Below are 24,535 nucleotides of genomic sequence, written 5' to 3' on the forward strand. Positions count from 1 at the left end.
GAGCACGGGCCCACGCTTGTGCAGTTCGCGCTGCTCGAGGCGCGGGTGACGGCGCTCCAGCGTGCCGCGGACCAGACCGGCGCCACGGCGCTGCACGACGCCCTCACCGCGGCACAGTCCGCGCACGACGAGGCCGTCGCAGCGCTGGCCGACGCGAACGACGAGCTCACGGCGCTCCACCGAGCTATCGAGACCGCGCGCGACGAGGCGGCCGACGCGCAGCAGGAAAAGGACGCAAAGCAGCAGGCGCTGTTCGCTGCCCAGGCGCTTCGCGACGAGCTACGCGCTGTCCAGGAGGAGGCGCACGCCGCGCTCATGGCGGCCAAGGGTCCTCGCGACGCGGCCGCGGCAGCACTCGAGGCCGCCCAGACAGAGCTCGACGGTGCTGACGCAGCGCTGGCGACGCTCGACGAGGCGTTGGCTCGCCTCGCGGCGGCTCGGCAGGCTGTCGCTGACCGACGCGCGGACCTCGCGGATCTCGAGGTCATTCGCTCGGAGGTTGTGTGGGCATCGCTCGACATGCCCGAGGTCGCACGACCGGGTGATGTCGTGAAGTTGACCTTCGAGATCCCTGCACCCTCGGTCTTCCACCTGCTGGACGCCACTGTCGCTGTGGTGTCGCCGGAGGGCCTGACGCCCGTGTGCGACATTCCCGCCGACGGCGTGGTGCCCGCAGGCTCAGTGGTCAGCTGCACGGTTCTTCACGAGGTGACTTTCGCGGACTTGCTCGCGGGCGAGGTGGTCGTGGACGTGAAGCTCTCCGGGTATCTGCCGCTGGGACCGGGCAACCCCCGCGCGACCTCGGCGACCCGTACGTTCCTCGAGGTGGACCACACCGTGGCCTTCGATGTGGAGGCTCTGGTCGCTGAGCTCCCCGCCGACACGGAGTCGAATACTCCGGTGCCCACCGACGCAGCCCTGGCAGATACCGGGGCCCACACGGCGCTGATCGCACCCGCGTTCCTGCTGACCCTGGTGGGGGCCGCACTCGTCATCGGCGTACGACGCGAGCGGGCCTGACGCCCACTGTCTCGTGAGCCCTCCACCGCCCCTTCCGGGCGGGGGAGGGCTCATGTGTGTGCGCACCCGCTCGCGCAGTCTGCCCGTACGCTGACGCCATGCGCATCGACCTCCACACGCATTCCACGGTCTCCGACGGGACCGGCGCGCCAGCGCAGGTCATGCGCGAGGCGGCGGAGGCGGGTCTGGACGTGGTCGCGCTCACCGACCACGACTCGGTGGACGGCTGGGACGCTGCGGCCGCCGCTGCCGAGCGCCACAGCGTGGACTTCGTTCCCGGCATCGAGGTGTCCTGCCGTCACCGCGGGACCTCGATCCACCTCCTCAGCTATTGGCACCGTCGCGACGACGAGGGCGTCGAGGCGATGCTGCAGGTCACCAGGGACGCTCGCATCCACCGTGCGCGCGAGATCGTCGAGCGGCTCAGCGCCGACTACCCGATCTCGTGGGACTCCGTGGCGCAGATTGCGGGATCGGCGGCGACCGTGGGTCGCCCGCACATCGCCGATGCGCTGGTCGCCCAAGGCGTGGTGCCCACCAGGGACGCGGCCTTCGAGAGTCTGCTCGTGCCGCGTTCGCCGTACTACGTGCCGCACTATGCACCCGAGGTCAAGGACGCCGTGAGGACGATGCGTGCCGCAGGCGGCGTGCCGGTGTTCGCACACCCGGGGGCAGGCAAGCGCGGCCGGATCGTCACCACGTCCGTGATCGAAGGCATGGCGCGCGCCGGTCTCGTAGGCCTAGAGATCGATCACCGCGACCACGACGACGAGCAGCGGGTGCGGCTCGAGCGCATCGCGATCCGCCTGGGCCTCGTGCGTACCGGGGCCAGCGACTACCACGGCACGGGAAAGCCCAACCGGTTGGGCGAGAACGTCACGAGTCCCGAGGTGTTTGGGCGCCTGCAGGAGGCGCGGGCATAGCCACGGTCGTGGCGCGTCGCCAGATCCCTAGAATCGCGGCATGACCTTTGCGGAGACTCCGGTGCTCGAGAACGCCTGCGTGCGGCTTGAGCCGCTGTCACACGCGCACGCGCCGGACCTTGCGGAGGCGAGCGCGGTTGGTGACCTCTCGAGCCTCGTGTACACGAGGATCCCCGCACCTGACGCTGTCGCTGAGGAGGTCGACCGGCGCCTGGCGCTGCAGGCTCAGGGCGCGATGGCGCCGTGGGCGGTCGTGGATCCCCGCGATGACCGCGCGATCGGCATGACCACCTACATGAACTTCGACGAGCCGAACCGGCGGGTGGAGATCGGCTCGACGTGGCTCGCGCGCGCCGCACACGGCACGGCCATCAACCCGGCCGCGAAGCTTCTGCTGCTCGAGCGTGGGTTCGATGTCCTGGGCTGCATCGCGGTGGAGCTCCGCACTGACCGGCGCAACGCCCAGTCGCGCGCCGCGATCGCGAAGCTCGGCGCGCACCAGGACGGGATCCTGCGTCGCCACCTGATCATGCCGGACGGTTATCTCCGGGACACGGTGGTGTTCTCGATCCTGGCCCAGGAATGGCCGAAGGCGCGCGAGGGACTCCTCGCGCGCCTTCGGATCGACTAGCTCAGGACTGCTGCGGAGCGGACTGGCCCTGGGGTGAGGCCTGGCCGCCCTGACCGCCGCTGCGGCGGCGACGGCGGTTGCGCTTGCGGCGCTGGCCGCCCTGCGAGCCTTCGCCCGAGGCGCCGGTGGACGACTGGCCCGTGGGCGCATCGGCGTTGCGAGGACCCCCGCCCTGGCCGCCCTGGCCGCCACGCGAGCGGTTGCGGCCACCCTGGCCGCCACGCCCGCCGCGTCCTCCGCGGCCGCCCTCGCGACCGCCGTCGCGACCAGCAGGCTTCTTGCCCGTCTCGCCCAGGTCCTCGACGCGCTCGGCCTCGAGTCCTGCGAGGTGCTGCTCGGACTTCGGCAGGCGGCCCTTGGTGCCCTCGGGGATGTCGAGGTCCTCGTACAGGTGAGGCGAGGTCGAGTAGGTCTCGACGGGCTCCGGGTAGCCCAGGTCGAGGCTCTTGTCGATGAGGCCCCAGCGCGGGGTGTCGTCCCAGTCGACGAACGTGACGGCGGTACCGGTCTTGCCTGCACGGCCGGTGCGGCCGATGCGGTGCAGGTAGGTCTTCTCGTCCTCGGGGCACTGGTAGTTGACCACGTGCGTGACGTCCTCGACGTCGATGCCGCGCGCCGCGACGTCCGTGGCGACCAGCACGTCGATCTTCGAGTTGCGGAACGCGCGGAGCGCCTGCTCTCGGGCGCCCTGGCCCAGGTCGCCGTGGATGGCGCCGGCCGCGAACCCGCGGTCGCGCAGCTCGTCGGAGACCTTGGCCGCGGTGCGCTTGGTGCGCGCGAACACGATGGTGCGGCCGCGGCCCTCGGACTGCAGGATGCGCGCGAGCACCTCGACCTTGTCGAGCGCGTGGGCGCGGTACACGACCTGCTTGATGGCCTTGACGGTCGCGCCGTCGTCGTCCGGGTCCGCCGCGCGGATGTGCGTGGGCTGGATCATGTACCGGCGGGCGAGTGCCACGACCGGTCCGGGCATCGTGGCCGAGAACAGCATGGTGTGGCGCGATGCCGGGGTGGCGGCGAGCAGGCGCTCGACGTCGGGCAGGAAGCCCAGGTCGAGCATCTCGTCCGCCTCGTCGAGCACGACGGTGCGCACGAAGCGCAGGTCCAGGTGGCCCTGGTTGAGCAGGTCGATCATGCGGCCGGGGGTGCCGACGACGACCTCGGCGCCCTTCTGCAGGGCCTCGATCTGGGGCTCGTAGGCACGGCCGCCGTAGATCTGCACGATCCGGGTGGAGCGCTTCTTCGACGCCGTGATGAGGTCGCCGGCGACCTGGACGGCGAGCTCGCGGGTGGGGGCGACCACGAGGGCCTGCGGCTTGCCGGGCTCATCGAGCGCGTCGAAGCCCTCCTCACCGGGCGACACGGTGCGGTGCAGCAACGGCACGCCGAAGCCGAGCGTCTTGCCGGTTCCGGTCTTGGCCTGGCCGATGATGTCGTGGCCGCTCAGCGCCACCGGAAGCGTCATCGCCTGGATGGGGAAGGGCGTGGTGATGCCCTTGTCCGCGAGCGCCTGGGCGATCAGCGGGTTCACGGGGAAGTCCGCGAACGTCTTCTCGGGGGCCGATGCGGGGGTCGCGTCGGGCGTGTCAGTGATCTCGGAAGCGGGAATGGTCTCGGGCGCGGGCGCGCCCTCGTCGGTGTCCGTCATGGGTGTCCTTATTCGCGGCGCGCGCGATCCGCGCGCCCATTCGGCGGGCAGCCGATCGCGAATCATTGTCCTGGCGGCCTGCGCTGTCTTCAGCGGCGCCGCGCTTCTCATGACGACCGGTCAGCCCCGGGTCGAGTGCCATTCTACCGGCTGGTCAGGTCTGAGGCCAGGAGCGCACCGCGCCGGCCCCTAGGCTGACGGCATGAGAGTCGTGGTGATGGGCGTGACCGGGTGCGGCAAGTCGACGGTCGGGAGGCGCCTGGCCCATGACCTGCGCGCGGAGTTCGCGGACGCGGACGACTTCCACGCCCCCGAGGCCGTCGCGAAGATGGCGGCCGGGACGCCCCTCGAGGACGAGGACCGGTGGCCGTGGCTTGACGGCGTGGGCATGTGGCTGTCGGACCGCGGTTCGGCCGTGGTGGCGTGCTCCGCCCTCAAGCGCGTCTATCGCGACTGCATTCGCGACATCGCGGGCGAAGAGGTCGTCTTCATCCACCTCGACGCGCGGCAAGAGGTCCTGGAGCCGCGGGTCCGCAAGCGCGCGCAGCAGGAGGGTCACTTCGCCGGGCCAGGCCTGCTCGATTCGCAGTACGAGGCGCTCGAGCGGCTCGAGGACGACGAGCGCGGCGGGCGCGTCGACGTCGAGCGCAACGCCCCCGAGGGAGCGGCCCTGGTCGCGCGCGCGATCCTCGACGCCGCGCGCTAGGGGAGCTGGGGCTGGCGTCAGGCGCCGAAGCCGACCCGGCGCTTGGTCTCCTCGCCGATCTCGACGTAGCCCAGCGAGCCGGCCGGAACGATCACGCGGCGACCCTTGACATCCGCGATGTCCAGAGTGGCGCCGGAGGCGGCCTCGGCGACCTTCGTGGCGACCTCGTCCGCGCTCGCATCCGTCTCGAGCTGGATCTCTCGGGCGACGTTCTGAATGCCGATCCGGATCTCCACCGTGGCCTCCCTGGTCTGTGCGGGTGTTGACACTGACTATCGTAGGGGGGTGAGTCGGGGCGAGGGTGCGGTGTTCGCGCGCAGTGGAAAGCGCGGCCCTGGCCTGCTCATCGCCCTCGTCGTGGTCGCGCTGGCCTTCGGGGCCGGGATCGGCGTGGGATGGGGAACAGGCCTGATCGGAGAGCAGTTGGCGGCCCCCGAGACCTCCCCGAGTCCGAGCGCTTCGCCGTCACGGACATCGACCCCGGACGTGTCGATCCCCCCGCTCACACCCATCGACAGGGACTTCGACGACGCCGACCGTGCCGCCGGCCTCGTGACTCTCGGCATCCCGTCCGAGGGCGAAGGCACGTTCACGGTCGCGAGCACCGACGGCGAGCCGAGCGAGGAGGCCGCGTCGGTGAGGTGGGTCCGCGTCGAGTACGAGGACGGCCTGGTCATGAACGGCGCCACGCTGAGCGACTTCGTGATCGACGCACTCAACGACCCGCGCGGTTGGGGAGCGCGCGGACGGTACGAGTTCGTGCCCACGGCGGGAGCCCCCGACATCCGGATCGTGATCGCCAGCCCGGCGACCACCGCCGCCACGTGCCTCGATCCCCACGCCGCGGCGAGCGTGGGCGCGGCCGAGGACGAGGCATCCGACGACGCCGAGGCCGCTGAGCCCTCCGCGACCCCGAGCCCGTCCGAACCGGTGGAGGACGTCACGTGCGCGGAGCGCGGGCTCACCGTGATCAGCGCATACGACTGGGCTGCTGGCCTCGCGCCCTTCGCGGAGGATCGCACCTCGTCCCGCATCTTCCAGGTCAATCACGGCGTGGGTCACCTGCTGGGCGAGGAGGAGGCGACATGCGCCTCCGGCCGCGCGATCATCATGGTCGACCAGTCCCAGCTGCCGGACGGCTGCGAGCCCAACCCGTGGCCGTGGCCCGATGAGCCGGTCCCCGAGCCGAGCCCGACCCCTAGCGCGACCACCGCATCGTCCCTCTTCCGGGAACTGACCTCTCGGTAGACTCGCGGCCATGTCGACGCCCGCCGCGCCAGCCCCTGCGGCTCCCACCCGTCCCCGTGCCTCCACCGTCGCGCTGAACGTCGCCCGTGGCGGCGTCATCGGCGCTGTCGAGATCGTCCCAGGGGTGTCGGGCGGCACCATGGCGCTCGTCCTCGGCGTCTATGAGACTCTCATCGGCTCAGCGGGACACCTCGTGCGCGGGGCCGTCGCCTGGGTGCGGGGGCTCGTCCGACGCACCGGCAGCGACGCGGCGCGCGAGCACCTGAGGCAGGTGCGATGGTCCGTGCTGCTCCCGCTCGGCGTCGGCATGCTTGCGGCGATCGTGATCGTGTCGGCGACGCTCGCCCCGCTGCTGGAGTCGAACCCGATCCAGACCCGTGCGCTGTTCGCGGGCCTCATCGTGGCCTCGCTCGTGGTCCCGGCGCGCATGGTCGGCCGGTGGACCTGGCGGGAGGCGACGGCGGCGGTGCTCGCCGCGGCCCTGGCGGTCTGGATCACCAGCCTCACGGGCAGCGAGCAGTCCGAACCGGAGTACTGGATGGTCGCGGGTGCGGCATCGATCGCGATCTGCGCGCTGGTGCTGCCTGGGGTGTCCGGCTCGTTCCTGCTGCTGGTGCTCGGCATGTACGCGCCCACGCTGGCCGCTGTCAACGATCGTGACCTCGCGTACCTGGCGGCGTTCGCCTTCGGGGCGATCGTGGGGCTGTCGCTGTTCGTCACGGGCCTCCAGTGGCTGCTCGAGCACCGTCATGCGGTGACGCTCGCCGCCATGACGGGTCTGATGGTGGGATCGTTGCGCGCGCTGTGGCCGTGGCAGTCCGAGGACGGCGCGCTGCACGCGCCGGACGAGGCCGTCGGTTCCGCGATCGCGCTGTTCGCGGTCGGCATCGCCGCCGTGCTCACCCTGCTCGCCGTCGAGCGGGCGATGCACCGGCGCGCCAGCGCCGAAGCGGCCGCGGCGGGCGAGCCCGCGTCCTGATGAGGGCCGATGCGGGCGCGGCTCGGCGCGTCGGTGTCGCACCCGTGTGGTGAGGTAGGGCGCATGACCGGGATCCGATTGGTGGCGCCAGGGGCGAGTGCGGCCGAGCCGTCGCTCGACGCGGACCAGGCGCGGGCGGTGTCGCTCGCGGCGAGCGGGACGCGGCACGTGGTTGTCACCGGAGCGCCAGGGACCGGCAAGACCACAGCCGTGGTCGCGGCGGCGGTGGCTGCCGTCGACGCGGGAGTGGCTCCCCAGCGGCTGCTCGTGATCGCCCCCACCCGCCTTGCGGCGGCGGAGCTGCGCGACCGGGTCGGCGTCGCGCTCGACCGGCCCACCGGCGCTCCCGTCGTGCGGACCGCGGCCTCGGCCGCGCACGCGGTGCTGGCGGCCCAGGCCGCGTCGCTCGGGCTTCCCGCGCCCGGCCTCATCACAGGCGCCGAGCAGGACGTCATCCTCCGGGAGATGCTCGCGGGTCACGCGCGCGGCGACGGGCGGCCCGTGTCCTGGGAGGGCGTCGTGCCCGCGGATGCGACTGCGCTTCCCGGCTTCCGGGCGGAGCTGCGCGACCTGCTCATGCGCGCCGCAGAGGCCGGGGTGACGGCGGATGAGCTGCGCGAGATCGGCGAGCGGGCGGGCCGTCCGGAGTGGGTCGCTGCCGCGGAGGTCATGGGGGAGTACGAGGACATCACGATCCTCGGCTCGCTGCACGCGGATCGCGGCGAGCGATACGACCCTGCGACGGTGGCCGCCCAGGCGGCATCCGTGCTCGAGGGGTGGGAGGAGCGCGCCGAGGGGCCAGCGCCGGCGTGGGACCTGGTGATCGTCGACGACCACCAGGACTCGACTCGGGCGTCCACGGCGCTCCTCGGCGCGATGGCCGCTCGCGGAGCGCGCCTCATGCTGGTGGGGAACGCGGACCAGGCCGTGCAGGGCTACCGCGGGGCGGTGCCCGGCGCGCTCGCCGATGCCGCTGCCGGCGCCCTGGGCCCAGCCGATCACGTCGAACTCGTTACCGCGCACCGGCAGGAGAGCGGTCTGGCGAGGGTCACCGCGGCGGTCGCAGAGCGGATCGGCGTCAAGGGCGTGGGCTCCGCTCGTGGCGCCCACCGCACGGTCGCGCGCGACGTCGCCGCGCCCGTCACGGTCCTGACGGCGCCGCACTCCTTCGCACAGTCCCGGGCGATCGCGGCTCAGCTGCGGCGATCGAGGCACGACGACGGCGTGTCGTGGGGAGACATGGTCGTGATCGCCCGCTCGGCGGGCCGGCTGCGCCAGATCCGGTCCGACCTCCTCGCATCGGACGTCCCCTGCGAGGCGGTCGGCGACGGCGCGGCGCTGCATCTCGAGCCGGCGGTCGCGCCGCTCCTGGACATCGTGCGCGTCGCCCTGGCCGGTGCCTGGGATGAGGAATCTGCGCTTGCTGTCCTCGGGTCGCGCCTGATTGGTCTCGACGCGGTCGCGCTGCGGCGGCTGAGGCGCGCGCTCGTGCGCGAGGAGCGGGCGGGCGGCGGCGTGCGGTCGAGCACGGACCTCCTCGTCGACGCCATGGCAGATCCAGCGCGGTGGGGTGCGCTCGAGGTCCCCGAGGCGCGGTCCGCGGCGCGAGCGTCCCGGGCCGCCGATGCCGCCCGCGCGAGGATCGCCGAGCCCGCGGCGACGCCGGGAGCGGTGCTGTGGGCGGCGTGGGAGGCGCTGGGTGTCGCGGAGGCGTGGCGCCGGGCGGCGGTCGCCGGATCGGCGCGCGACGATGCCGACCTCGATGCAGTCATCGCGCTCATGAGGGCCGCGCAGACGTTCGCCGAGCGCATGCCCCGGTCGGGAGTCGGGCTGTTCATCGAGCACCTCGAGGGTCAGGAGTTCGCCGCGGACACGCTGGGCGCCCGCGGGCAGTCCCGGGACGTGGTGTCGTTCTGCACTCCTGCGGCGGCCGCCGGTCGAGCCTGGGACGTGGTGGTGGCCGCCGGTCTCGAGGAGGGCGTGTGGCCCAACCTCCGACTGCGGGACTCGGTGCTGGGCGCGCAGTCCTTCGCGGACCTGGTTCAGGACGGCGCGCTCGTCGCCGGCAGCGACGCGCGGGGGCCGCGCGACCTCCATGGCGCGCGCCGCGCCGTGCTCGACGACGAGACCCGTGCCCTGCTGGTGGCGGTCTCTCGCGCGCGCCGTCGGCTCGTGGTGACAGCCGTCGACGACGGCGAGTCTCGCCCGTCCCGCTACGTCGCCCTGATCGAGGACGTTGCCGGGGCCGAGCGTCAGGAGGCTGCGGGCGCCCGCGTGGTCGCCGACCTGCGCGCGGCGGTCGCCGCGCTGCGCATCGATGGCGCGGCCGCCGTCCGCAGGCTCGACTCGCATCCCGACGACCGGCCTGCGCGTGAGGCGCTCGACGGCGTCGCGGCTCAGCTCGCGCGGCTCGCCGACGCGCAGGTGCCGGGCGCGGATCCGGCTGAGTGGCACGGCGTTCCCGGCCTGAGCACGGTCGAGGGCTACTGGGACGAGGACGACGAGGTCCGGGTGTCGCCGTCGCGGCTCGACGCCGTGCGCGGCTGCGCGCTGAAGTGGGCGCTGGAGACCGCGGGCGGCACCGTCGCGAGCACCGACGCGCAGCAGGTCGGCTCGCTGGTGCACGAGATCGCGGCGCAGTTCCCCTCGGGGGGTCTCGAGCCGATGCTCGCGGAGCTCGAGCGCCGCTGGCCCGAGATCGGCGGGGACGAGACGTGGCTCGAGCGGCTCCAGCGCGACGACGCGCGCGGGATGATCGCGCGGCTCGCGCGCTACCTCGATGGGGTCGAGGCCGATCGCGTGCTGGTCGAGCAGGGCTTCGGCGTGGTCTTCGGCTCCGCGCGCGTGTCCGGCATGGCGGATCGCGTCGAGATCGACGGCACCGTCGCGCGCATCGTGGACCTCAAGACGGGTCGCAAGATCAGTGCCGCCGAGGCCGCCGATCACGGGCAGCTCAAGCTCTATCAGCTGGTGGCCAACAGCGGGGCCTTCGAGGGCGTCGACGCCGCCACCGACGCGGCACTGGTGTTCGTGGGCACGGACGCCGCGCAGAAGAGCTCCGTGGTGCCTCAGGACGCGATCGACGTCGCCGAGGTGCGAGCGGAGCTCGACGAGGCGGTGTCGACCATGCGGGCGCAGACCTTCCTGGCGACGCCGAATCCGATGTGCACGCACTGCCCGATCCGACGGTCGTGTCCCGCGCACGCGGCCGGGGCGCAGGTGAGCGACGCATGAGCGGGCGCAGCGCCCAGACGAGCGCGGGAGTGGTCGTGGGCCAGGGCCGCACGGTCGACGAGCTCGCGGCGATCATCGCCCCCGGAAGGCCGCCCACGGCGGAGCAGGCGGCGATCATCGGTGCCGGGACCGAGCCCATGCTGGTGGTGGCGGGCGCCGGCTCGGGCAAGACCGAGACCCTGTCGATGCGGATCGTGTACCTGCTCGATCACGCACGGGAGCTGCTCGGCGAGGACATCAGCCCCGATCAGATCCTGTGCCTGACGTTCACGCGCAAGGCAGCGGCCGAGATCGCGGAGCGAGCCCAGGAGCGCATCGGACGGGTGTGGGATCCCGAGGTGGAGGGCCCCGACGGCAGCATGCGCCGGCGCCCGGACCCCGAGCGTCCCGCTCCCACGGTCGCGACCTACAACGCGTACGCCGCCGCGCTCGCGGCCGAGCACGGACTGCGGGTGGGGGTGGACCCGGACTCCGCGGTCGTGACGGACGCCGCCCTGTGGCAGATGTCCGCGCGCTCGCTCGAGGAGTGGACCGAGACCCTCGACGTCGACTCCGCGCCGGGCACGGTGCGCTCCTCGCTCCCGCGCCTTGCCGCCCAGCTGCGCGAGCACGGGGTCCCCACCGCGCAGATGCGCGCGTGGCTCACGGAGACGCTCGCGCATCTCGACGGCCTGCCCAAGAAGGAGGGCGAGGCGCTGCCCGGCCGGATGACGCAGAAGCTGGCCGGCCGCATCGCCAAGCTGCGGACGCTGCTCGCGATGACCGACCTGATCGAGGACTTCCAGGATCGCAAGCGCCGGTCCGCGCTGCTGGACTTCTCGGATCAGGTCGCCACCGCCGTCGAGCTGTCGGAGCTGGCAGCAGTCCAGCAGATCGAGCGGTCGCGGTACCGCGCAATCCTGCTGGACGAGTTCCAGGACACGTCGCCCGCCCAGTTGCGGCTGTTCGCGCAGACCTTCGGCACGGATCACCCGGTCATGGCGGTCGGCGACCCCAACCAGGCGATCTACGGCTTCCGCGGGGCCTCGGCCGCCGCGCTCGAGGACTTCGTGCTGCAGTTCGGCGGGCCCGGCGCGGTGCGCACCGCCAGCCTGTCGGTCTCGTGGCGCAACGAGGGTGCGGTCCTCGACGCCGCGAACGCCGTCGCCGCACCTCTGCGCGCATCCTCGGCCGTCGAGGTGCGCCGGCTCGAGTCGCGCGCGTCGCTGCTGGGCGTCCCGGAGCCGGAGCGCGCCGCACCGGCCGTCGAGGCGCACATGGCGGCCACCGGCGAGGACGAGATCGCGACCATGGTGGACTGGGTGGTCGCCCGCCGCGACGAGCTCGGCCACGGGCGCCCGCACCGAGGGTCGGACGGCCACCTCGTCGCGGATCGTCAGGGCAGGGCCCAGCCGCGCATCGTCGAGGCGGCCGTGCTGTGCCGCCGCCGGGCCACGATCCCCTTGGTGGTCGACGAGCTCGTCAGGCGCGGCCTCGACTACGAGGTCGTGGGCCTGGGCGGACTCCTGGACACGGCGGACGTCGCGGACCTGGTCGCGCTGCTCGAGGTCGCCCACGATCCCTCGCGTGGAGACGCGCTGATCCGCCTGCTGACGTCCGAGCGCGTCAACCTCGGTCCGCGCGACCTCATGGCCCTCAAGGATCGCGCGGCGGCGCTCTCGGGCGCTCGCGATCAGCGCGAGGCGGAGGCGTCGATCGTGGACGCGCTCGAGGACCTTCCTCATCCCGACTGGACCTCGCCGGCCGGCAGGGCTCTCACGTCCACGGCGCACGAGCGCCTGGTGTCGCTCAGGCAGGTCGTGCGCTCGATCCGCGAGCACGCCTACCTGCCGCTGACCGAGCTGGTCGGGTTCGCCGAGCGCGCGTGGTGCCTCGACATCGAGGCCGACGTCGCGCGCCCCGACGGCCGCGTGCGTCGCAACGTCGACGCGTTCCTCGACGCCACCCGCACCTTCGCCCAGGGTGTCGACCGTGCGACGCTGGGAGCCTTCCTTGCGTGGCTCGAGGCTGCTCGCAGTGAGGAGCGCGGCCTCGACGCCCCGGTGAAGGCGCCCGAACCCGGGGCGATCCAGATCCTCACCGTCCACAGCTCCAAGGGGCTCGAGTGGGACGTGGTGGCGATCCCCGGCGCGACCGATGGACGCTTCCCGATGTTCCTGCACTTCCGCGGCAAGCACGAGGACGGCGCGTGGCTCACGGGCGACCCTGAGCTGCCGTGGCCCCTGCGGATGGATGCGCGCAGCCTGCCCGAGTGGCATGTGCGTGGCGCGGTCGACCACGCGAGCCTCGACCGGACGCTCGACGACTTCCGGGTGGATGCGGGCCGCCACCGGATGGACGAGGAGCGTCGCCTGTTCTACGTGGCGCTCACGCGAGCGCGCAGCCACGTGCTGGTGTCGGGATCGTGGTTCGCGGGCGGCACCACCATCCATCGGCCCTCGCCCTTCGTGACCGAGATGGTCGAGCAGGGAGTCGTGAGCGACAGCGGCTGGGCGCCTGAGCCCGACGCAGACGCCGAGCCGCCGGAGGCTTCCGTGCACACGGCGCCGTGGCCCCGGGCGGACACCCCGACCACGTCTGAGCGCCGGGCGCTCGCCCGCGCCGTGCACGAGGCCCGGGCGTTGCCCGAGCCGGCCCGCGCATCGGCCCTGCCGCTGGCGCCGCAGATCGACGCGATGCTCGCGGAGCATGGCCGGCGCGGACCCGCCGGCCTCGACCTGTCGCTGCCGTCGCACCTGTCGACCTCCGCGCTCGTGGCGCTGCGCCGCGACCGGGAGGCGTTCGCCCTGCAGCTGCGCCGACCCATCCCGCAGGAACCCACCGCGGCCGCGCAGCGCGGAAGCGCCCTGCATGCGTGGATCGAGACCCAGTTCGGCCACGTGCCGCTGCTCGAACCCGAGGATCTCGAGCCGGATGATCGTGAGGCGGCGGTCGAGCTCGCGCTGCTGAAGCAGACCTTCGCCGCGAGCGAGTGGGCATCGCGCGAGCCCACCGACATCGAGGTGGACGTCGAGGTGCCGGTCGCCGGTCTCACCGTGCGCTCGCGCATCGACGCCGTGTTCCCGCCTGGGGGCGGGCTCGACCGGGTCACCGTGGTCGATTGGAAGTCGGGAAGGCCTCCTCGCGATCCGGAGGAGCGTGCCGCGCGCGAGGTGCAGCTGGCGGTGTACCGGCTCGCGTGGTCGGAGTGGAAGGGCATCGCGCTCGATCAGGTCGACGCGGCCTTCTACTACGTCGCGGCGGACGCGACCGTCAGGCCCGAACACCTGCTGGGCCGCGACGAGATCGTGGACCTCGTGCGCGGCGAGACGGCCTAGTCCTCGTCGTCGGGAGCGAACAGCAGCGCCTCGAGGTCGCTGAGCATGCCCTCGCCGTCGGCGATCACGTCCGCGTTGTCGGTGCGCACGCCGTACATGAGCCAGCGCACGAGCGCGAGCTCGGAGGCCAGCCGGGCGCGGTCGATGAGGTGCGGGTCGCGCGTCTCGCGGCGCGCCAGCCGGTAGGCCTCGAGGACCGACTCGAGCACGTCATCCGGCGCGGATGCCGCGAGCCAGGCCAGGTCGTCGGCCGGGTCGGCGACTCGCGCGTCCATCCAGTCCGAGACCCCCGTGATGGCTTCGCCGCGAACGTGGATCTGGTGCTCGCCCAGGTCGCCGTGGACCACGGTGGGCTCGAAACGCCACCACGCGACGTTCTCGAGCTGGTTCTCCCAGCGATCCGCGAGGCGCGGCGGCACCTTGCCGGTGTCGATCGCGGCATCGAGCTCCGCCATGCGGCGCTCGCGGTACTCGTCGGCGGTGTAGGTGGGAAGTCCCTCGTCCTCGATCAGGGTGGGCGGCAGCTCGTGGATGGCGGCGAGGGCGGTGCCCAGCGCCGCGGCGAGCCCGGGCCCAGGATCCATGGTCGCCAACGTCAGCGGAGCGCCGCTCACCTCGGAGTAGACGACGGCGCGGCCGCCGTCCGGGTCCGACATCGCGGCGGCTCCGCGGGGGCGAGGCACGTCGAAGGGGAGCAGGCCGGTGTCGTGGGCACGCGCGAGCGCCGCGAGCAGGCTGCGCTCCGCCTCGAGCGCGGCGCCAGCGGCGGCACGCTTGGGAGCGCGGACGATCCAGCGCGTGCCGGTGGCGTCCTTGACCACCACCACGTCGAAGTCGGCATCGGTGTGAGGGCTGCGCAGGACGTCGTACACGTCGAGGCCGGGCACGGCGACCGACGCGAGCGCGGCGAGCGCGAGCGGTGAACGAGGCACGCCCTCACGATAGATCGTCGGCCCGCGCGCACGCGACAGCCCACGCCGCCGGTGCGCGGTCGCCCCGGCACCGGGGCGCCCGATGCGCGCGCGGGCCGCCCCCCGTGGTGGCGGGGACGGTGCCGTGGGGGCGTGACATAGGTTGGTCCCGTGATCTCTCCTGGCAGCTTCGCCCAGCCGATGCGGGTGGACCGTGCCGCGCACCGCCGGGCTTCCGTCGATCTCGACCAGGCGCTCGCGGTCGTGGTCGCCGACGGCCGGGTGCTCGCGGACGCCAGCGGCGTGACCCTGCTCGGCGCAGACGCATGGGACCAGGCGCACGTGGTCTGCTATCTGGGACGGGACGGCGACCGCGATGTCGTGGCCGTCAGCGCCGCGGCGCTGCCCGAGTCGGACCCGCCTCTCGAGCCCCTGCGCGCGCTGCTCGGGAGGCTCGGCGCGGACGATCGCGGAGAGCGCGACCGCGAGCTCGCCACCACCGCCGTGGCGATGTCCCACTGGCACCAGGCGCACGCGCGGTGCCCCCGGTGCGGCGCGCCGACCGAGGCGGCGCCGGGCGGCTGGCAGCGGCGGTGCCCCGCGTGCGAGCGCGACCACTACCCGCGCACGGACCCCGCCGTGATCGTCGCGATCACGGACCCCGACGATCGGCTGCTGATGGCTCACGCCAGCTACTGGTCGCCGCGCAGGTACTCGCACCTCGCGGGCTACCTGGAGCCGGGAGAGAGCCTCGAGCAGGCGGTGCATCGCGAGGTGGCCGAGGAATCCAGCCTGAAGCTCACGAATCTCACCTATGCGGGCTCGCAGCCGTGGCCCTTCCCCGCATCGATGATGGTCGGCTACACCGCGCGTGCGACGGACCCAGCGTTCACCCTCGACCTCGACGAGATCTCGGACGCCCGCTGGGTGACGAGGGTCGATCTCGAGGAGGCGGTGGCGGACGGCTCGATCATCGTGGCGCCGCGCGGGTCGATCGCCCGCCGGATGCTCGAGGACTGGCACGGAGACGCCGCGCGGCTCGGGAGCCTGCAGGGCGACTGACGGCCTCGACGCCGCGCCACGGGCGAGCCTCGGGGAGAGCCGCGCCGCGCATCGGCCCTCCACAGTTCCCGGAGAGTGCACCGGGATGTCACTGTCGCCTGCGAGAATGCCGGTCATGTCCGCCGACCAGATCCTCGAGGCACTCGACCCCGAGCAGCGCGAGGTCGCGACGGCGCTCCACGGCCCGGTGTGCGTGCTCGCGGGTGCGGGCACCGGCAAGACGCGCGCGATCACCCACCGGATCGCGTACGGGGTGCGCGTCAACGCCTACGCGCCGCAGTCGGTCCTCGCGGTCACGTTCACCGCTCGCGCGGCCGGCGAGATGCGCCAGCGCCTGCGCGCGCTGGGCGCGCACGGGGTCCAGGCGCGGACGTTCCACGCGGCCGCGCTGAGGCAGCTGAGCTACTTCTGGCCGCAGGTGGTCGGCGGTCAGATGCCGCAACTGGTGGAGCAGAAGGCGCCGCTCGTGGGACGCGCGGCGCGCCAGGCCGGCCTCACCCCCGACAGGCTCACCGTGCGCGACCTCGCGAGCGAGATCGAGTGGGCCAAGGTGTCGCTTGTCAGCGCCCAGGACTACGAGCAGCGCGTCGCCAGCGACGGCCGCGCCACTCCCGCCGGGACCAGCCCGCAGCAGGTTGCCGATGTCATGCGCGCCTACGAGGAGGCGAAGACCGAGGCGGTCGTCGTGGACTTTGAGGACATCCTGCTCCTGCTCGCGGACGTCATCGGCCGCCACGGCGAGGTCGGGGATCAGATCCGCCGCCAGTACCGGCACTTCGTGGTCGACGAGTATCAGGACGTCTCGCCGCTGCAGCAGTTCCTGCTCGAGCAGTGGATGGGGGACCGTCGTGAGCTGTGCGTCGTCGGCGATCCAGCCCAGACCATCTACTCGTTCGCCGGCGCGAGCCCGCGGCACCTGCTCGACTTCACGCGTACCCATCCGGACGCCACCGTGGTCCGGCTGGTGCGCGACTACCGGTCCACACCTCAGGTGGTCAACCTGGCCAACGGCCTCATGTCCCAGCGGGGATCCTCGCGCGCGGGTGTCGAGCTGATCTCTCAGAGGCCGTCCGGGCCTGAGCCCATCTACACGGCCTTCGACGACGAGGCGGCCGAGGCCGATGGCGTCGCCGCGCGGATCGGCGCCCTGATCGACGCCGGGATCCCGGCGTCCGAGATCGCGGTGCTGTACCGCACGAACAGCCAGTCGGAGGCGCTCGAGGAGGCGCTCGCCGAGCGCGGGATCGGCTATCTCATCCGCGGCGGACAGCGCTTCTTCGACCGTGACGAGGTCCGCAAGGCCATGGTGCTGCTGCGCGGCGAGGCGGTCGCTGCATCCGAGGCTCCCTTGGGAGAGCGTGTGCGCTCGGCGATCGCGGACGCGGGCTGGTCCGAGGAAGCGCCGGCCGCCAGGGGTGCGGTGCGCGAGAGGTGGGAGTCGCTGGAGGCGCTCGTGCAGCTGGCGGACGACTTCGCGGCCGATGCGGGAGGCGAGGCGACCCTGCGGGAGTTCGTCGAGCACCTGGTCGAGCGGGCGCAGGCGCAGCACGCCCCGGCCGTCGAGGGCGTCACCCTCACGACGATGCATGCGGCGAAGGGTCTCGAGTGGGACGCGGTCTTCGTGGTCGGCTGCTCGGAGGGGCTCATGCCGATCACCCTCGCGGAGACACCCGAGGCGATCGAGGAGGAGCGCCGCCTGCTGTATGTCTCGATCACCCGCGCGCGCGAGCATCTGCATCTGTCGTACGCCCGCGCGCGCAAGGCCGGAGCGCGCTCGAGCCGCAAGCGCACGCGGTTCCTCGAGCGCTGGTGGCCGGAGGCGGCGCGGCCGCGGACCACGAGGGTGAGCCGCGCGCAGCGTCTTGAGGGACTCGATGCGGACCAGGCGCACCTTTTCGAGGCGCTGCGGGCATGGCGCCTCGGCGTCGCGCAGGAGGCGTCGAAGCCCGCGTTCACGGTCTTCACGGATCCCACGCTGATCGACATCGCCACGACACGGCCTAGCACCCTGGGCGAACTCGCCGGAGTCAACGGCGTGGGCGCCGTGAAGCTCGAGCAGTTCGGCGCGGCGGTGCTCCGGATCGTCGCCGACAACTGACGGCGGTCAGGCGGCCATGCACGCGCATCGCGGGTGCACCGACGGCGGGCCGATGCGCTCGACCGCTCCGTCCTCGACGCGCCAGGACGGCGGCGCGGTGCCGCGCAGGAACGCCTCGGCGGCCGCTCCTGCGAGCGCACCGCCCACGGACGCGGTCAAGGGGTCCGTGCGGGGGACTCGCGCCTCGCACTGCAGCGCCACGTGCGGCCAGGAGTCATCGCGGTCCGCGGCCGCCAGGCCCAGGCACTGCGAGCACGGCGTGGAGCCCGGAACCACCAGGGGCCCGATGGTCGCGCCGCGCTCGTCACACGTCACGAGCAGGTGCGGAGAGTCGAGTGCGAGCAGGGAGCGTGCCCGCGTGACGGGGACGCCCATGGTGACGATCACATCCAGCTCCGCCCGCGCATCGGCGCTGCGCACCTGCGCCTCAGGCGCCGCACGGCGCACACGCTGCGCGGCGAGGGCTCCCCTCGAGCCTCCCCTGACGGTGGCGATGAGCGGGTCGCGGCGAGCCGGAGAGGCGTCGCGGAACGACACCTCCCGGCCGGCCCGGGCGAGAGCGATCGCTGCCTCGACTGCGAGTGCTGACCCGGAGTGGAAACGCACGCACGCCGGTGGCGGCGGCGCGGATGCGGTGAGGCCCGCCGCCGTGAGATCGGCGAGCAGCGCCGCGTGCCGGCGACGCTCGGCAGCGCCGATGAGGCGGCCGCCGTCGAGCGACGTGAGGAAGCGCCGTTGGGACGCGGTGAGCCCCGCGAGCACGAGCGGGCGATGGATGCCGACCTGGACGGAGCTCGCGTCGCGCGCGAGCACCGGCGCCAGGGGAGAGAGCCTCATGCGCCCAGCGTCGCAGGCGCGGCGGTCGCGCGGGCGTTGTCCACAGGCTCGCGTGCGCAGCGGCACGCCCCGGTGACATGCGAGAGGCGGGCGACCCGTCGGATCGCCCGCCTCGAAGTCTCGTGCTGAGGCTTACGCCTTGCCGAGGATGCGGTTCAGCTTGGTGCCGCACTCGGGACACGTGGCCTTCGCCATGCGGCGGCCGTTCTCGGAGACGACGACGTCACCCTCCGTGGTGCGCTTGTCCTTGCACTTCACGCAGTAGAACTCGCCCTGGTACTTGTCGGCCATAGCCTTCTCCTTCTCTCACTCGCAACGCCGAGGCGCCACGTTCCGACGGCCCCGCAGGGCCAGTTCCCTTCAAGAGTAGACGGAGGGGCCGCGGAAACCGCTCAGGCTAGCCGGGCCGTGTCGCGGGGCGGTCAGCGTTCGGCATCGCCCTCCTCGCCCGCCTCGGGAGCCTCGACACCATGGGCGTCATCAGTCCCGGCGGCTGACAGCAGCGCCTCGAGCTCGCGATCGACCTCGTCCGCGGCACCGCCCGACAGGTGGCGCTCGACCCACGCGACGGGGTCGTCGAGGGCCTCGGCCGGCGGCAGGACGTCGGGGTGCGACCAGACCTGGTCCCGCGCTTCGCCGCCCGCGCGGGCGGCGAGCGTCGCCCACAAGGTGGCAGCATCGCGCAGCCGTCGCGGCCGGAGCTCGAGGCCCAGCAGGGTCGCGAAGGTGTCCTCGGCGGGACCGCCGGTGGCCCGGCGGCGGCGCATCATCTCGCGCAGGGCGCCGATGCTCGGCAGGTGGGGAGCGGCGGCACGTACCGTCACCTCCTGCACCCAGCCCTCGATCAGCGCGAGCAGCGTCTCGATCGAGCGCAGCGTCTCGACCTGCTCGTCGCTGTGATGCGAGGCGAAGATGCCCGTGGTGAGCGCTTCCTGGAGCTTCGCCGGATCGGTCATGCCGATGTCGCGCACGGCGTCGTCGAGGGCCTCGAGGTCGATCGTGATGCCTTCGGCGTAGCGCTCGATGAGGTTGTGGAGGTGTCCGGGGAGCCACGGCGCCGCCGTGAACAGTCGGATGTGCGACGCCTCGCGCAGCGCGATGTACGTGCGCACCTCGTCGTCGGGAACGCCCAGGCCCGACGCGAAGTCGTCGATCGCGCCGGGGACCAGCACGACGCGGGGCTCCGCGAGCAGGGGGAAGCCCAGGTCAGTGATGCCGAAGGCCTCGCGCGCCATCTCCCCGGCCGCCTGCCCGATGTGCATGCCGGTCACCGTGGGACTCACCGAGCCGACGATGCCGCTGGCGTCCGTGCCGAGGTGGCCCGTCGTCTCCTCGGAGGTGAGGATCCCGCTGAGCGCCTGGGACACGCTCGTCGCCACCGGCCCGGCCAGCACCTGCCACGTGGGCATGGTGCCCTCGACCCACTCGGCGCGGCTCCAGACGCGGGGCTCGAGGGGCGACGGATCGAACGACGTCACCGCGTCGAGCCACAGCTCCGCGCGCGACACCGCCGAGCGGTGGCTGGCGGCGGTAGCCGCGGACACGGTGGGGTCGCCGCCCTGCGCCGCCACCCCGCGCGCCACGTCGTGCGCGAGGGTCCAGTTCACGTCGGAACCCTGGGACTGGGACACGAGGGAGCGGATCTGCCCGAGCACGTGATCCATCATCGCGGGATTGGAGAGCATGCCGCTCGCCTGGGCGAGGGCCTGAGGATCCATGCCCATGCGCTCGAGTTCCTCGAGCGCGGCCTCCGCGTCGTCTCCGAACAGCTCGCGCAGCAGGCGCATCCACGGGGTCTCGTCGTCGCTCACGTGTCTCCTGACGCTGGCGTCCGCGCCCGATGCGCGGTCCTTACCAACCTAACGTTCGGGGGGTGGGATTGGGCGCATCGTTCGCTATGAGCAATGATGGTCGAGTGACCGTCCCGCCCGACAACGCCCCGCCGGCTGCGACCGCCGCCGCGACGGCGCCCGCGCACGATGCGGACGTGCCCGCGGGCGAGGGTCCCCGCCCGGATCACACGGAACCTCCGGGCGATCGCCGGTCCCTGGTGCTCGCCGTCTCCGGCCTGGGTGCATCGGTGATGGTGGCGGTGCTGTCCATCCTGCCTGCCGCGTTCGCGATCGGTGGGCCGGGCCCTACGTTCGACACCCTGGGCGACAACGGCGGGGCGCCGCTCGTGCAGATTGATGGAGCGCCGTCGTACCCGGCCTCGGGCGAGCTGCGCGTCACGACCGTCACGGTGGCGCGCGGCAGCTCCGCGCCCTTCACCCTGGGCAGCGTGCTGCGCGACTGGATCTCGCCCGCGGCGTACGTGCTGCCGGAGGAGGATGTGTTCGGCACTCCCGACCAGGAGGAGCAGTTCGAGGAGCAGGCCCAGCAGGACTGGATCACCTCGCAGGAGTCCGCGAGCGTGGCCGCGCTCGAGGCGCTCGGCACCGAGGTGCCCGCCACGCTCACGGTGGCGCTGGTCGGGGAGACCTCGAACGCCGACGGACTGCTCGAGGCGGGCGACGTGATCATCGAGGTCGACGGCGAGGCCGTGGCGTCCTTCTCCGCCCTCACCGAGGCTCTCGCGACCCGGCCTCCGGGCGACGACGTCACCATCGGATACCTGCGCGACGGCGAGCGCCAGGAGGCGACCTTCGCCACTCTCGACGATGGTTCGGGAACCGCGATCCTCGGGATCTGGCTGGATCCGGCCTTCGAGCTCCCGATCGAGGTCACCGTCGACATCGACAGCGTCGGGGGACCGAGCGCCGGCCTGATGTTCTCGCTTGCCATCATGGACATGCTCACGGAGATCGACGAGCTCGACGGTGCTCACGTGGCGGGCACGGGCACCATCTCCGCCGCCGGCGACGTGGGCGCCATCGGCGGGATCCGGATGAAGATGTACGGCGCGCTGGACGACGGCGCGGACTACTTCCTGGCTCCCATCGACAACTGTGACGAGGTCGTCGGGAACATCCCCGCAGGTCTCGACGTCTTTTCAGTGGAGACACTCGATGATGCCTACGAAGCCATCACCGCAATCGGGGCGGGCGACACGTCCGCGCTGACGACCTGCACGGGCTGACCAGCATCGTGCCGAACACCGACCCTGATCCGAAGGACTGACCAGTGACGTTCGACGACCGACCCCCCCCTCCGCGGCGCCCTGTCGAGGTGCCGCGCAGACGGCGATCGCCCCTCGTATTCGTGGCGATCGCTCTCGCGGTGCTGTTCCTCATCGTGATGGCCGCCGCGCAGGTCTGGACCGAGGTCTCGTGGTACCGCCAGGTGGGATACACCGAGGTGTTCACGACGCAGTGGGTCGCGCGCATCGCGATGTTCTTCGGATTCGGCCTCGTCGCCGCACTCGCGGTGTGGCTCACGCTGTGGATCGCACGTCGCGTGCGACCTGCGGTGAGTGGCAAGCGCACCACGCTGGACCAGTACCGCGAGCAGATCCGGCCGCTCGAGAAGCTCGTCATGGTCGCCCTGCCGGCGTTCGTGGGACTCGTGGCCGGCCTCGCGATGTCGGGGCGGTGGACGGAGTTCCTCGCGTGGTGGAACCACGAGCAGTTCGGTGTCGCGGATCCGCAGTTCGGGCTCGACGCGTCGTTCTACGTCTTCACCCTGCCCGTCCTGCAGAGCCTCGTGGGCTTCGTGCTCACCATCGCGATCCTGTGCACGGTGCTCGCGGCGTTCGTGCACCTCCTCTATGGCGGCATCGGCGGCGGGCGCAAGATCGAGCTCGACGTATCTGGCCCCGAGCTCGAACCGATCCTTGCGACCGCGCTAGCCGCGACCGGGCGCATTATGAAAGAGTTCCCCCGCGCGCAAGGCAACCAGTTCCGCCCGAACCCGGGGCTCGAGCTGGGCGCGCCTGAAGTGCGCGTGCTCCCCGACAGGATCAAGCTGGCCGACAACGGCGTCACCCCGGTCGAGCTGGGCGAGGCCATCGACACGTTCAACGACGGTTTGCGGGTCGTCGAGGTAACCGTTGGCGATACCCGTCTCGACCTGATGCTCAAGGGCCCAATCGACAAGATCGATGCGACCCAGGGCGTGGGCAACCTGCCGGTGGTCACACACGAAGGTGCAATCGTGCCAGTGTCGTCGCTGGCGACGGTTGAAATGACGGCGGGGCCGACCGCAATCCGCCATCGCGAGCGGCAGCGCACGGTCACGCTCGAAGTCGTACCATCTGTTGAATTTCCTCTAGAGCAGGCAATCGAGGTGTTGCGCGAAAAAGTGGTCGAACCGATGCGCGAGGAGGGTCTGCCCCCGGGCATAGGCCTGCGTATTACCGGCACCGCAGACCAGCTCACCGAAACGTGGAACCACATGGTCGGCGACCTGATCGTGGCGATGATTATCGTTTACCTGGTCATGGCCATCCTGTTCGAGAGCTTCATTTATCCGCTTGTCATCATGCTCGCGGTCCCGCTTGCTGCCGCCGGCGGCGTCGCCGGCCTTGCCGTGCTCAACCTGCTCTATTTCCAGCCTCTCGACATGCTGACGCTGCTCGGCTTCGTCATCCTGATCGGTATCGTCGTCAATAACGCGATCCTGCTGGTCCATCAAACGCTTTACCATTTGCGTGAAGACAAGATGTCGCCGACCGACTCTATCCTCGAAGCGACCCGCAACAGGATCAGGCCGATCTTCATGTCGACGCTGACATCCGTGTTCGGCATGTTGCCACTCGTGTTCTTCCCCGGAGCGGGCTCCGAACTCTACCGCGGCCTCGGATCGGTTGTCGTCGGCGGCCTGTCGCTTTCGGCCGTACTGACCCTGCTGATCGTACCGCCCATGCTGACGTTGATCGTCGGGCCGCTGGAGACCCGCGCGCTGGAGCGCAAGGCGGCGATGGAAGCTGCCGCCAAGGCGCGCCGCGCCGCGCGCGGCCGCCGCCGCAAGACGGCCCCCGCTGAATAGCTTCCTGTTGAACACGGGGCTGGACGCTGGCTGTGCGATCTGGAACCCTGAGTCTGATGACACCCGTATTCACCCATTGCGCCTTGCATGTCGGCGATGTGGAAACATCGATCGATTTCTACAGGCGTTACTGCGGGATGAAGGAGGTTCATTCCCATGGGACCGCGAGCGAAAGAACAGTCTGGATTGCCGAGGAAGGCCGGGAGACGGACTTCGTTCTCGTGCTCGTCTCCGGCGGCAGCAAACAGAAGCGCGCCGAAGGAGACATGACGCATTACGGGTTTGCCGTGGCGTCTCGAGCGGAGATCGATGAGATCGCGGCCCGTGCGCGCGAAGAGGGGTGCCTGTACTGGGTGCCTCTTGAGCTTCCACCCCCGGTCGGATATCTCTGCGCGGTCGAGGATCCCGATGGCTACATCATTGAATTCAGCTATGGGCAGCCCCTAGGGCCGGGTGCCATGGAACAGCCGTGAAATCGCGAAACAGGCTTCGGGAGGAGACGGTAAATGTCCAGGCCGCATGTGTGGTCGCCGCCGCCGCCGCGTGCGCGGTCGCGCTTGTCTTTGTGTTGAACGCCCTGGGTGGGCCGTCCACGCGCTGCCAGGGATTTGGCGGCCAGGTGTTTGTCGGTCCCGGCGGCGAGACGTCCTGCGTAAGCGGTCGAACCTTTTTGCCGATCGAAGCGTTTTATAAGACCGGGAAATGATGCCGCCGCATCTTCTGCGGGAAAGCATTGCCTCCGCCCGGCGGGATGCATAATACCTTGTGGGCCTTGCCAGACCTTCACACAGTTGACACGATACCTGTCTGGCACCCTCGACGTGCCGCGGCGGCTGGGTGCGAAATGACGTAAGTTGTTGAGGGGAGGAAATAAAATGCCCGATGCGAAGGACACTGGAGGCTATAGTCCGCGCTGCATTGCACTGGTAGGCCCCTATCTGAGTGGCAAGACGACGCTACTTGAAGCAATACTGGCAAGGACAGGGGCCATATCG

At 71.7% G+C, this 24,535-nt stretch carries 18 protein-coding genes and 1 pseudogene; 13 read left to right on the plus strand and 6 right to left on the minus strand.

Translation table 11 applies throughout. The annotated features are described in order from the left end of the window. The 3 genes and pseudogenes from QZ483_RS04335 to QZ483_RS04345 form a co-directional block, all read left to right on the plus strand. A pseudogene (locus QZ483_RS04335) lies at nucleotides 1–1,020 on the plus strand (hypothetical protein); the annotation flags it as partial. Between the two features lie 98 nt (nucleotides 1,021–1,118). After that, nucleotides 1,119–1,943, plus strand: a complete 825-nt coding sequence (locus QZ483_RS04340; RefSeq protein WP_297081759.1) for a PHP domain-containing protein — start codon at nucleotides 1,119–1,121, stop codon at nucleotides 1,941–1,943. A 40-nt stretch (nucleotides 1,944–1,983) separates the two neighbouring features. Further along, nucleotides 1,984–2,574, plus strand: a complete 591-nt coding sequence (locus tag QZ483_RS04345) for a GNAT family N-acetyltransferase (RefSeq protein ID WP_297081760.1) — start codon at nucleotides 1,984–1,986, stop codon at nucleotides 2,572–2,574. A 1-nt stretch (nucleotide 2,575) separates the two neighbouring features. On the opposite strand, the gene QZ483_RS04350 is transcribed toward QZ483_RS04345, so the two are convergent. After that, nucleotides 2,576–4,222, minus strand: coding sequence for a DEAD/DEAH box helicase (locus QZ483_RS04350; RefSeq protein ID WP_297081761.1), 1,647 nt, complete (start codon nucleotides 4,220–4,222; stop codon nucleotides 2,576–2,578). Between the two features lie 202 nt (nucleotides 4,223–4,424). Here QZ483_RS04350 and QZ483_RS04355 point away from each other — a divergent pair, with 202 nt between their 5' ends. Beyond that, entirely contained in the window at nucleotides 4,425–4,928 is a 504-nt protein-coding gene (locus tag QZ483_RS04355) for a gluconokinase (RefSeq protein WP_297081762.1), read from the plus strand. 17 nt (nucleotides 4,929–4,945) lie between these two features. Here QZ483_RS04355 and QZ483_RS04360 read toward each other — a convergent pair whose 3' ends face one another. Further along, nucleotides 4,946–5,164 (minus strand): DUF3107 domain-containing protein, encoded by a 219-nt coding sequence (locus QZ483_RS04360; RefSeq protein WP_297081776.1) that lies wholly within the window; start codon nucleotides 5,162–5,164, stop codon nucleotides 4,946–4,948. A 49-nt stretch (nucleotides 5,165–5,213) separates the two neighbouring features. Between QZ483_RS04360 and QZ483_RS04365 the strand changes: the two genes are divergently transcribed. From QZ483_RS04365 to QZ483_RS04380, 4 genes are all read left to right on the plus strand, one after another. Then, nucleotides 5,214–6,176, plus strand: a complete 963-nt coding sequence (locus QZ483_RS04365) for a DUF3152 domain-containing protein (protein WP_297081763.1) — start codon at nucleotides 5,214–5,216, stop codon at nucleotides 6,174–6,176. A 10-nt stretch (nucleotides 6,177–6,186) separates the two neighbouring features. After that, the gene (locus tag QZ483_RS04370; RefSeq protein WP_297081764.1) at nucleotides 6,187–7,155 is read left to right on the plus strand and encodes a DUF368 domain-containing protein; all 969 of its coding nucleotides are present in this window, start codon (nucleotides 6,187–6,189) and stop codon (nucleotides 7,153–7,155) included. A gap of 63 nt (nucleotides 7,156–7,218) precedes the next feature. Next, nucleotides 7,219–10,389, plus strand: a complete 3,171-nt coding sequence (locus QZ483_RS04375) for a UrvD/REP family ATP-dependent DNA helicase (protein ID WP_297081765.1) — start codon at nucleotides 7,219–7,221, stop codon at nucleotides 10,387–10,389. Next, nucleotides 10,386–13,706, plus strand: a complete 3,321-nt coding sequence (locus tag QZ483_RS04380) for an ATP-dependent DNA helicase (RefSeq protein ID WP_297081766.1) — start codon at nucleotides 10,386–10,388, stop codon at nucleotides 13,704–13,706. The genes QZ483_RS04375 and QZ483_RS04380 overlap by 4 nt, the downstream gene beginning before the upstream one ends. On the opposite strand, the gene QZ483_RS04385 is transcribed toward QZ483_RS04380, so the two are convergent. Next, the gene (locus QZ483_RS04385; protein WP_297081767.1) at nucleotides 13,703–14,638 is read right to left on the minus strand and encodes a phosphotransferase; all 936 of its coding nucleotides are present in this window, start codon (nucleotides 14,636–14,638) and stop codon (nucleotides 13,703–13,705) included. The genes QZ483_RS04380 and QZ483_RS04385 overlap by 4 nt on opposite strands. A gap of 150 nt (nucleotides 14,639–14,788) precedes the next feature. Between QZ483_RS04385 and nudC the strand changes: the two genes are divergently transcribed. Continuing rightward, on the plus strand, nucleotides 14,789–15,679 hold the full coding sequence (gene nudC, locus QZ483_RS04390) for an NAD(+) diphosphatase (protein ID WP_297081768.1): 891 nt from the start codon (nucleotides 14,789–14,791) through the stop codon (nucleotides 15,677–15,679). A 115-nt stretch (nucleotides 15,680–15,794) separates the two neighbouring features. Continuing rightward, entirely contained in the window at nucleotides 15,795–17,777 is a 1,983-nt protein-coding gene (locus tag QZ483_RS04395; RefSeq protein WP_297081769.1) for an ATP-dependent helicase, read from the plus strand. A 6-nt stretch (nucleotides 17,778–17,783) separates the two neighbouring features. On the opposite strand, the gene QZ483_RS04400 is transcribed toward QZ483_RS04395, so the two are convergent. From QZ483_RS04400 to QZ483_RS04410, 3 genes are all read right to left on the minus strand, one after another. After that, entirely contained in the window at nucleotides 17,784–18,614 is an 831-nt protein-coding gene (locus tag QZ483_RS04400; RefSeq protein WP_297081770.1) for a hypothetical protein, read from the minus strand. 132 nt (nucleotides 18,615–18,746) lie between these two features. Beyond that, nucleotides 18,747–18,905 (minus strand): DUF5679 domain-containing protein, encoded by a 159-nt coding sequence (locus QZ483_RS04405; RefSeq protein ID WP_297081771.1) that lies wholly within the window; start codon nucleotides 18,903–18,905, stop codon nucleotides 18,747–18,749. A 131-nt stretch (nucleotides 18,906–19,036) separates the two neighbouring features. Continuing rightward, entirely contained in the window at nucleotides 19,037–20,425 is a 1,389-nt protein-coding gene (locus QZ483_RS04410; protein ID WP_297081772.1) for a zinc-dependent metalloprotease, read from the minus strand. A 104-nt stretch (nucleotides 20,426–20,529) separates the two neighbouring features. Here QZ483_RS04410 and QZ483_RS04415 point away from each other — a divergent pair, with 104 nt between their 5' ends. The 3 genes from QZ483_RS04415 (at nucleotide 20,530) to QZ483_RS04425 (ending at nucleotide 24,013) form a co-directional block, all read left to right on the plus strand. After that, nucleotides 20,530–21,693, plus strand: coding sequence for a PDZ domain-containing protein (locus tag QZ483_RS04415; protein ID WP_297081773.1), 1,164 nt, complete (start codon nucleotides 20,530–20,532; stop codon nucleotides 21,691–21,693). 122 nt (nucleotides 21,694–21,815) lie between these two features. After that, the gene (locus tag QZ483_RS04420; RefSeq protein WP_297081774.1) at nucleotides 21,816–23,540 is read left to right on the plus strand and encodes an efflux RND transporter permease subunit; all 1,725 of its coding nucleotides are present in this window, start codon (nucleotides 21,816–21,818) and stop codon (nucleotides 23,538–23,540) included. 56 nt (nucleotides 23,541–23,596) lie between these two features. Further along, complete coding sequence (locus QZ483_RS04425; RefSeq protein ID WP_297081775.1) at nucleotides 23,597–24,013, plus strand: VOC family protein; 417 nt, start codon at nucleotides 23,597–23,599, stop codon at nucleotides 24,011–24,013. Nucleotides 24,014–24,535 lie beyond the last annotated feature (522 nt).

The sequence above is a fragment of the uncultured Demequina sp. genome (genome assembly GCF_913055775.1).
Taxonomy (GTDB): domain Bacteria; phylum Actinomycetota; class Actinomycetes; order Actinomycetales; family Demequinaceae; genus Demequina.